Source organism: uncultured Chloroflexus sp., assembly GCF_937129525.1.
Lineage (GTDB): Bacteria > Chloroflexota > Chloroflexia > Chloroflexales > Chloroflexaceae > Chloroflexus.
Genome location: NZ_CAKZNK010000124.1, coordinates 1 through 8,991 on the forward strand (window position 1 = coordinate 1; position 8,991 = coordinate 8,991).

The 8,991-nt window shown below is 57.3% G+C and carries 8 protein-coding genes and 1 rRNA gene; 8 read left to right on the forward strand and 1 reads right to left on the reverse strand.

Going from position 1 to position 8,991, the window contains the following annotated elements:
• From Q0650_RS15300 to Q0650_RS15335, 8 genes are all read left to right on the forward strand, one after another.
• Positions 1-228 (forward strand): STAS domain-containing protein (locus tag Q0650_RS15300; protein ID WP_298820494.1); only part of this gene is annotated, 228 nt, incomplete at its 5' end.
• 196 nt (positions 229-424) lie between these two features.
• Positions 425-2,749 (forward strand): sodium-translocating pyrophosphatase, encoded by a 2,325-nt coding sequence (locus tag Q0650_RS15305; RefSeq protein WP_298820497.1) that lies wholly within the window; start codon positions 425-427, stop codon positions 2,747-2,749.
• Between the two features lie 236 nt (positions 2,750-2,985).
• A complete protein-coding gene (hoxE, locus tag Q0650_RS15310; protein WP_298820500.1) occupies positions 2,986-3,507 on the forward strand; it encodes a bidirectional hydrogenase complex protein HoxE in 522 nt (173 codons plus the stop codon).
• A 3-nt stretch (positions 3,508-3,510) separates the two neighbouring features.
• Positions 3,511-5,118 carry a NuoF family protein gene (locus Q0650_RS15315; protein WP_298820502.1) on the forward strand — a complete coding sequence of 536 codons (1,608 nt, stop codon included), beginning with the start codon at positions 3,511-3,513 and terminating at the stop codon, positions 5,116-5,118.
• Positions 5,108-5,815: a bidirectional hydrogenase complex protein HoxU gene (hoxU, locus tag Q0650_RS15320; RefSeq protein WP_298820504.1), complete on the forward strand. Its 708-nt coding sequence runs from the start codon at positions 5,108-5,110 to the stop codon at positions 5,813-5,815. The genes Q0650_RS15315 and hoxU overlap by 11 nt, the downstream gene beginning before the upstream one ends.
• A 115-nt stretch (positions 5,816-5,930) precedes the next feature.
• A complete protein-coding gene (locus Q0650_RS15325) occupies positions 5,931-6,464 on the forward strand; it encodes an oxidoreductase (RefSeq protein ID WP_298820507.1) in 534 nt (177 codons plus the stop codon).
• 158 nt (positions 6,465-6,622) lie between these two features.
• Positions 6,623-8,044: a Ni/Fe hydrogenase subunit alpha gene (locus Q0650_RS15330; protein WP_298820508.1), complete on the forward strand. Its 1,422-nt coding sequence runs from the start codon at positions 6,623-6,625 to the stop codon at positions 8,042-8,044.
• Positions 8,045-8,257: 213 nt separating this feature from the next.
• Positions 8,258-8,755 carry a hydrogenase maturation protease gene (locus Q0650_RS15335; RefSeq protein WP_298820509.1) on the forward strand — a complete coding sequence of 166 codons (498 nt, stop codon included), beginning with the start codon at positions 8,258-8,260 and terminating at the stop codon, positions 8,753-8,755.
• 177 nt (positions 8,756-8,932) lie between these two features.
• Here Q0650_RS15335 and Q0650_RS15340 read toward each other — a convergent pair.
• A 16S ribosomal RNA gene (locus Q0650_RS15340) occupies positions 8,933-8,991 on the reverse strand; the annotation flags it as partial.

The window sequence follows — 8,991 nt, forward strand, 5'->3', positions numbered from 1 at the left end:
ACCGGCGTGCCGGTGATCGATACCGCCGTCGCCAACTACCTGCTGCAAACGGCGCGCGCCGCCCAACTGATCGGCGCGCAGGTCATTCTGGTCGGGATCGGCCCGGAAATTGCCCAGACTATTGTTCAGCTCGGCGTCGACCTGGGCCGGCTTACCGTTGGCGCCAATTTGCAAAACGGGATTGAGCTGGCCTTCCGTCGGCTCGGGAAGCTGATTGTTCGGCAATAATGCACGGTTTTCGCACCGCTTCTGCCCAACATCAGGTTTGTGCCGCTCGTTGCAATCGTAACCGGGCTATGCTAGAATAATCCACGTCTGGAGCAGGGATTTTCACCACTACCAGCGCCCCGCGCAATCCCATCAATCTGCGCGCTGCGCCGGCACACATTGGGTCGTGCATTCATGCAACGAAGGAGTTGGGATCATGCAGGATCTGAAAGCCGTCCAAAGTCTTGCGGTCTGGGCCGTACTCGTCGTATCGCTCCTCGGTATCGGATACGCCTTCTTCATTCGGAGCCAGATTCTCGCTCAAGATACGGGCACACCCAAGATGCGTGAGGTCTGGGGTTTTATCAAGACCGGTGCAAACGCCTATCTTAGCCAACAGTTCCGCACCATCTCAATCTTGATCGTGATTTTGACCTTTGTCCTGGCGGCAAGTGTGTTCATAATCCCACCCACAACAGAGGCTGTCGAACGGTTTGGCAGTGAAGAGGCAGCGACACTCTGGGTTGCAATTGGACGCGCCGTTGCCTTCCTGATGGGATCGCTTTTCAGCTACGCGGTTGGCTTCGTGGGCATGAATGTGGCGGTCGAAGGTAACGTGCGAGTGGCAGCAGCCTCGCGCAAGGGGTATAATCCGGCGCTGCAAGTGGCGTACAAATCCGGTTCGGTGACCGGTATGTTGACCGTCGGTCTCGGTCTGCTGGGCGGCACGTTGATCTTCATGGTCTTCGGTATTGCTGCTCCTGATGCCCTGCTCGGCTTCGGCTTTGGCGGTTCCTTGATCGCGCTCTTCATGCGTGTAGGCGGCGGTATCTACACCAAAGCGGCTGATGTGGGCGCCGACCTGGTGGGTAAAGTTGAGGCAGGCATTCCCGAAGACGATCCACGTAACGCGGCGGTGATCGCCGATCTCGTCGGTGACAATGTAGGTGACTGCGCCGGTATGGCTGCCGACGTTTTCGAGAGTTTCGAAGTCACTCTGGTATCGGCGATGATCCTCGGTATCGTGCTGGGTGATGCAGTGGTCGGTACCATCGGCGACGGCCAGTACGATCTGCGCTTTATCATCTTCCCGCTGGTACTGCGCGCCATCGGTGTCGTTGCCTCGGTAATCGGCAATCTGTTCGTCACCACCGACGAACGCAAGCGCAACGCGATGGCGGCAATGAATCGCGGCTTCTACATCGCTGCTGGCCTGGCAATTCTGGCCAGCGCCGCCGCGACGCCGGTCTTCATGGTCGATGCCGCTGGCAACGTTGACTGGCGACCCTTCTTTGCCACCCTGTCAGGTGTGGTGCTGGCGCTGGCCCTCGATAAACTGACTGAATACTTCACCAGCACCCATTTCAGTCCGGTGAAAGAGACCTCCCGGTCGTCACAAACCGGCTCGGCGACTAACATCCTCTCCGGTCTGGCCCTTGGCATGGAGAGCAGCGTATGGGCGATCCTGGTCATCTCGGCGTCGGTCTTCACTTCGGTGTTGATCTATGCTGGTGAGCCAGCCGCAACCCAGTTTACCTCCATCCTCTACGGCGTCTCGCTCACCGGTATCGGTATGCTGTTGTTGACCGGTAACACCATTTCGATGGACAGCTTCGGCCCCATTTCCGATAACGCCAACGGTATCGGTGAGATGGCCGGTCTTGATAAGAATGCCCGCAACGTCATGGACGACCTCGATGCAGTGGGCAATACGACCAAAGCTGTTACCAAGGGAATTGCCATCGGTTCGGCGGTGATTGCTGCGGTGGCGCTCTATGGCTCGTACTTCACCGATGTTAATAAGGTGCTAAAGCAGATGATGGATCAGGGCGCCCAGGGGATCGAGCTGCTCTCATCGATCAATGTGGCTGCGCCGACTGTGTTTATCGGGTTACTGATCGGTGGCGCGGTACCCTTCCTCTTCTCAGCGCTGACCATCCGCGCCGTGTCGCGCGCGGCGGCGCAAATCGTCAATGAGGTGCGCCGGCAGTTCCGCATTCCCGGCCTGATGGAAGGCAAGGTATTGCCTGATTACGCGCGCGCCGTGCAGATTTCAACCACAGCGGCGCAAAAAGAGCTGATCAGCCTCGGCCTGATCGCCGTGCTGGTGCCCATTCTCGTCGGCTTTACACTCGGCGTTGAGGCGCTCGGTGGCTTCCTGGCCGGCATCATCCTCACCGGCCAGTTGATGGCAGTCTTCCAGGCTAATGCTGGTGGCGCGTGGGACAACGCCAAGAAGTATATTGAAGAGGGACACTTCGGCGGTAAGCACAGCGAACCACACAAAGCTGCAGTTGTCGGCGATACGGTTGGCGACCCGTTGAAGGACACCTCTGGCCCCGCGCTTAACCCGATGATCAAGGTGATCAACCTGGTGGCGCTGATCATCGCGCCGATTATCGTCACCATCGAACCGGGCAACCCCGGCGTGATTGTCGCAATGGTGATCTGTCTGGTTGCGTTGGTCTGGGCAATCTGGCAGAGCAAACGCGAAAGCGAGTCGCTGAAAGAGGTTGCTCAGGCGCCGGCATCGGCTGATTAGCGCGAACAGCGACAGCGCAACCAAACGCACTACACGATTATAAGATATGCGCGTAAGGGTGGGAAGCAGAACCCGCCCTTATGCGTTTTTCCTTCACACTTCATCTCTGCTGCTGTGCCACTCTCCCGTTGCTGCTATCAACACGTTAACGTCCGGTAATCAACTCTTTTCGCCAAAACAATTGCCAGTGAATTAGTATCAATATAGCGTCCGCTCATCAGTCAGGGAGATGTTCAATGACGACACCCGCGACGAATACCGATGTTGACCGGAGCGCGCGCGTCGCTGGCGACAACCGGCGCAAGATCCTCGAAGCCACGATGAAGCGCTTCCAGTATCAGGGCGATGCGCTGATCGAAGTTCTGCACAAAGCGCAGGAACTGTACGGTTTCCTCTCGCCGGAATTGCTCAGTGAAGTGGCGCAACGGCTGCGCTTACCGCCGAGCCGGGTCTACGGCGTTGCCACGTTCTACCACTTCTTCTCGCTCGCTCCCCAGGGTGAACATACCTGTACTATCTGTTTGGGAACGGCGTGTTATGTGCGCGGCGCTTCGCTCTTGCTCCACGAACTTGAAGCGTTGAGTGGCGTCAAAGCGGGTCATACCAGCGCTGATGGCCGTTTCTCACTGCTGACCGCTCGCTGCCTCGGCGCATGTGGTATTGCGCCGGCAGCAGTGCTCGATGGCGAGGTTATTGGCCATGCCGACCGCTCCGATCTCACAGCGCGCATTCGAGCGCTGCTCGGTCATGAGGAGTAGCGTATGGAACTCCACGAACTTGAAGCCATTGCTGAACGTGAACAGAGCCAGCGCGCGCGTCTGCGCATCCTCTGCTGCGCTGCCGCCGGATGTCAGGCCTCAGGATCACTCGAAATCAAGCGTCGCCTTGAGACAGTGCTGACGGCTGCCGGTAAACTGGCTGAAGTCGATATTATGCCGGTTGGCTGTATGGGATTGTGCGGCCACGGCCCGCTGGTGCGTATCGAACCGTCAGGTGAGTTGTTCGAGCGGGTGACGCCGGCTGATGCCGAAGAGCTTGTCGCCGCGCTTGAAGGCGGCCCATGCAATGTGCCGCGCTGCGATCGCAACCATCCATTCTTTACGCGCCAGTTACCGATCGTATTACGCCACTGTGGTCAGATCAACCCTGAGCGGATCGAAGACTATATCGCGGTAGGTGGCTACCGAACGCTCTATCATGTGATCCACGAAATGACGCCTGCTGAAGTGATCAATGCGATCACGCGCAGCGGTTTGCGAGGACGGGGCGGCGCCGGCTATCCGACCGGCCTCAAGTGGGCGACCGTGGCCAAGAGTCCTGGTGAGCGCAAATTCGTTGTCTGCAACGCTGACGAAGGCGATCCAGGCGCATTTATGGATCGCAGCGTGCTGGAGAGCGATCCGCATCTGGTGCTTGAGGGCATGGCCATTGCCGCTTACGCCGTTGGCGCCGAGCAGGGTTTCATCTACGTGCGCGGCGAGTATCCGTTGGCAATCGAACGTTTGCAGAAAGCCATCGTGCAGGCGCGCCGCCTCGGTCTCCTCGGCGCCCAGATCTTCGAGAGTGGTTTCAACTTCCGCATTGACATTCGGGTTGGCGCCGGCGCATTCGTTTGCGGTGAAGAGACGGCTTTGATTGCGTCGATTGAAGGTCGCCGCGGTCAACCTCGTCCGCGCCCTCCATACCCGGCAGAGAGCGGCCTGTGGGGTATGCCAACGCTGATTAATAATGTGGAGACGTTTGCTAACGTCACAGCCATCATCGAAAACGGGCCAGAATGGTATGCCAGCATCGGCACTGCCAAGAGCAAAGGGACAAAGGTCTTTGCTTTAACCGGCAAAATTCGCAATACCGGTTTGATTGAGGTGCCGATGGGCATTAGTTTGCGTGAAATCGTTGAAGAGATCGGCGGTGGCACGCCTGACGGTATCCCGGTGAAGGCAGTGCAGACCGGCGGACCGTCAGGCGGCTGTATTCCGGCCAGCCTGTTCGATACCCCGGTTGACTACGAATCACTGGCAGCAGTTGGCTCGATTATGGGTTCGGGCGGCATGGTGGTGATGGATGAACACACCAACATGGTAGATGTCGCGCGTTTCTACATCGAATTCTGCAAAGATGAGTCGTGCGGCAAGTGCATTCCCTGCCGGGTAGGCACTGTTCAGCTTTTCAACCTGCTCACCCGATTGCGGAACGGGCAAGGAAGCGGTAACGATCTGATCGAGATCGAGGCCTTGTGCGAATTAATGCGTGAGACAAGCCTCTGTGGATTGGGTCAATCAGCCCCCAATCCCGTGATGAGCACGCTGCACTACTTCCGGCATGAATACGAGCGATTAATCGGTGCGGAGGTCGAGCATGGCAGCTAAAACGCTTACGATTGATGGGCATCTGGTGTCGGCTCGGCCCGGCGCAATGTTGTTAGAGACCATTCGCGAGGCCGGAATTACCATTCCAACCCTCTGTCACCTTGATGGCTTGTCGGATGTTGGCGCGTGCCGACTATGTCTGGTGGAAATTGAGGGGCAACGCCGACTCCAACCGGCATGCATGACGACGGTGAGTGAAGGGATGGTGGTGCATACCAACACGCCACGTTTGCGTTCGTATCGACGACAGATCGTCGAACTGCTCTTCGCCGAGCGCAACCATGTCTGCGCTGTATGCGTCGCCAGCGGTAACTGTGAACTGCAACGGCTGGCTGCCCTAGTCGGTATGGATCACGTGCGTTATGAATACATGTCGGTTGCCTATCCGGTTGATATTTCGCATCCACGGTTTGGAATCGATCACAACCGTTGTGTGCTTTGCACACGCTGTGTGCGGGCCTGCGATGAGATCGAAGGAGTACACACGTGGGATGTGTCTGGGCGCGGTATAGACTCACGGGTGATCACCGATATGAACCAGCCGTGGGGAACGTCAACTACCTGTACCAGTTGCGGCAAGTGCCAGCTTGCCTGCCCAACTGGTGCTATCTTCCCGCGGGGAGTGACAGTAGGTGAACGACCGCACGCCAGTGAGCGCATTGCGCTGATTGTGGAAGCGCGCAAACAACGCTGGTAGACGATGATAGAGAGGGGCAAAGAGACAGCATGCCAGACGCGCGTCTCGATTGGTAACTTTGCCCCCATTGTGCCACGGCTCACGAACCTTGAGCCATTGATGTAAGGAGCCATGCATGAGCCGATTGCGGATTGCTACTATCTGGCTGGGCGGCTGTTCGGGTTGCCATATGTCGTTACTCGATCTCGACGAATGGTTGATCGAGCTGGCAGCGCGTGCCGAGCTAGTCTACAGCCCGATTGCCGACACGAAACATTTTCCTCCGGACGTAGACATCACCTTGATCGAAGGCGCGATTGCCAATGATGAACACCTGGAACTGGCTCGCACTGCGCGCCGCCACAGCAAAATCATCGTCTCGTTTGGCGATTGCGCTGTCACCGGGAATGTGACCGCTCTCCGTAACCCGCTCGGCCCAAGCCAGAACGTGTTACAGCAAGTGTACATCGAACACAGCGATCCAGGCGGGGTCATTCCCTATGAGCCGGGGATCGTGCCGGTACTGCTCGACAAAGTAGTTCCGGTGCATCAGGTGATACCGGTTGACTACTATCTGTCGGGGTGTCCTCCATCAGCGCCAAGAATACGAGCATTGCTGGAGAGCTTGATCGAAGGGCGGGAAGTAGCGGTCGATGTGCGATTTGGATAGACGGCGACAACTAAGGGTTACAACTAAGGGTTACAACGGACATGGTGGAATAGGGTCAAGCAGAACCATGATACAGCCCGTTGTTCTGACACCTGATGCCGCGGGCGCTGGAGCGCCCTCGCACAACCAGCCCCAGCAAACTACACAAGGAGTGTGTGATGGGCCAACGTATTGTCATCGATCCGGTCACGCGCATCGAGGGTCATGCCAAAATCAGCATCCACCTCGACGATGCGGGCGATGTCGCCGAAACGCGCTTCCATGTTACCGAATTTCGCGGCTTTGAACGCTTCTGCATCGGAAGACCATTCTGGGAGATGCCAGGCATTACCGCGCGCATTTGTGGGATCTGTCCGGTCAGTCACCTGCTCGCTTCGGCGCGCGCCGGTGATGGTTTGCTGGCTGTCATCATTCCCCCGGCAGCCGAAAAGCTACGCCGGCTGATGAACCTCGGTCAGATCATTCAGTCGCATGCGCTCAGCTTTTTCCATCTCAGCGGGCCTGATCTCATGCTTGGTTTTGACAGTGATCCAGCCCGCCGCAACATCTTCGGCCTGATCGAGGCCGAACCACAAGTTGCTCGCAATGGCATCCGCTTGCGCCAGTTTGGTCAAGAGGTGATCGAACTACTCGGAGGACGGAAGATCCACCCGGCGTGGGCAGTGCCAGGAGGAGTGCGCAGCGGTCTCAGCCAGAGTGGTCGTGACCAGATTCGGGCCAGGTTGCCCGAGATGTTAGCTATCGCCCTCGACGCGATGGAGCGGCTCAAGCGCCTCAGTGAACGCTACCGGCGTGAAATCCAGACGTTCGGGGTCTTTCCCAGCCTGTATCTGGGCATGGTTGGTCCGGGCGGACGCTGGATGCACTACGGAGGCAAACTACGCATCGTTGATCAGCACGGACAGATTCTGATCGACGAGCTTGATCCAATCGACTATTGCGATGTCATCGGCGAAGCGGTAGAACCGTGGAGCTATCTGAAATTCCCGTACATTCGAGCGCTGGGCTATCCAGCCGGGATGTACCGGGTCGGGCCACTGGCTCGACTGAACGTCTGCACCACAATGGGTGCGCCGCGAGCAGATGCCGAACTCAGCGAGCTGCGCTCCCAGGTCGGACCGGTGATCGAAGGCAGTTTCTACTATCATCATGCGCGCCTGATCGAGATCATTGCCGCGCTCGAACGGATGGAGATGCTGATTGAAGATGACGATCTGCTCTCGAACGATTTGCGTGCCGATGCCGGTGTTAACCGGCACGAGGCAGTAGGGGTGAGTGAAGCGCCGCGCGGAACCCTCTTCCATCACTACAAGGTTGATGAGAAGGGATTGATTACTTACGTCAATCTGATTATTGCAACCGGTCAAAATAATCTTGCCATCAACCGCGCGGTAGGCCAGATTGCCCAGAGTTACATCCGCGCTGGCCGATTTGATGAAGGCATCCTTAATCGGATCGAAGCAGGTGTACGCGCTTACGATCCGTGCCTGAGTTGCTCAACCCATGCAGTTGGGCACATGGCAATGGAAGTGGAGCTGTACGATGCGCGCGGTACACTAGTGAACCGATTAGCTCGTTGAGAGGCAGATCATACGATTTCGGAACATCAACTCATGCGCTTGCCTCATCGACCCAACTGAAACGAAAGTAGACTGATCGCCATCAAGAGCGATGACAACGAAACCTTACAGTAAAAATCAGAACTCTCAACCAATTATCGGGTGTGAGATGTCGCTCTATGCGTTATAATTGTCATTATCGGCATACGATAATCACTGCGGAAAGGGTTGGCTATGGGGCACAACTGCCAGTGCCGGCGTCCGGCGATAGCGCCGCAAGGTCTTATCATCGGCTACGGTAGCCCGGTGCGTGGCGACGACTATGCCGGGCAGGCAGCCGCCGATCGGATACGTCAATGGCGTGTAGCAGGCGCGCAAGTCATTATGCAGGCGCAACTCACACCCGAACTAGCGGCAGCTATTGCGCGCGCGCGACGGGTCGTCTTTCTCGATGCAGCGATCGATCGAACCAATGTCGAAGTGCGCGCGATTGAACCGGCCACCACCCTTATCTCTGGTCATCAAAGTGATCCAGCCACTTTGCTGACTCTGGCGCGACTCTTATATGGTCGCGCACCGCGGGCTATTATCATCACCATTCCCGCATACGACACGTCTTTAAGCTTATCACTCAGTCCGGCCACCGAACGAGCAGTTGCGTATGCAGCCCGATTGGCGCGCGCCTATCTAGGACGGCGTTACTGGCCTTTGCAGGCGCGGGTAGTTGGTTAAAGGCATTCACAACACCCTGCGCCGCGTGTAGCACAGGTACACGGAACGTCAACAGCCCAAAATACAATGCCCTCTCTCGCCTGGAGAGAGGGCATTGTGTTCACCTTAACAGGCACGCGTGGTGATGAAGCCGCGCCGTAGTAGTGTTGATTGAAGTCTTAGGAGCGAACTCCCTAGAAAGGAGGTGATCCAGCCGCACCTTCCGGTACGGCTACCTTGTTACGACTTCGTCCCAG

Excerpts from the sequence above, each read along its gene's own strand:
- Q0650_RS15335 (WP_298820509.1), top strand. The coding sequence starts at position 8,258 with ATGGGGCACAACTGCCAGTGCCGGCGTCCGGCGATAGCGCCGCAAGGT.
- Q0650_RS15325 (WP_298820507.1), top strand. The coding sequence starts at position 5,931 with ATGAGCCGATTGCGGATTGCTACTATCTGGCTGGGCGGCTGTTCGGGT.
- Q0650_RS15315 (WP_298820502.1), top strand. The coding sequence starts at position 3,511 with ATGGAACTCCACGAACTTGAAGCCATTGCTGAACGTGAACAGAGCCAG.
- Q0650_RS15330 (WP_298820508.1), top strand. The coding sequence starts at position 6,623 with ATGGGCCAACGTATTGTCATCGATCCGGTCACGCGCATCGAGGGTCAT.
- hoxU (WP_298820504.1), top strand. The coding sequence starts at position 5,108 with ATGGCAGCTAAAACGCTTACGATTGATGGGCATCTGGTGTCGGCTCGG.
- Q0650_RS15305 (WP_298820497.1), top strand. The coding sequence starts at position 425 with ATGCAGGATCTGAAAGCCGTCCAAAGTCTTGCGGTCTGGGCCGTACTC.
- hoxE (WP_298820500.1), top strand. The coding sequence starts at position 2,986 with ATGACGACACCCGCGACGAATACCGATGTTGACCGGAGCGCGCGCGTC.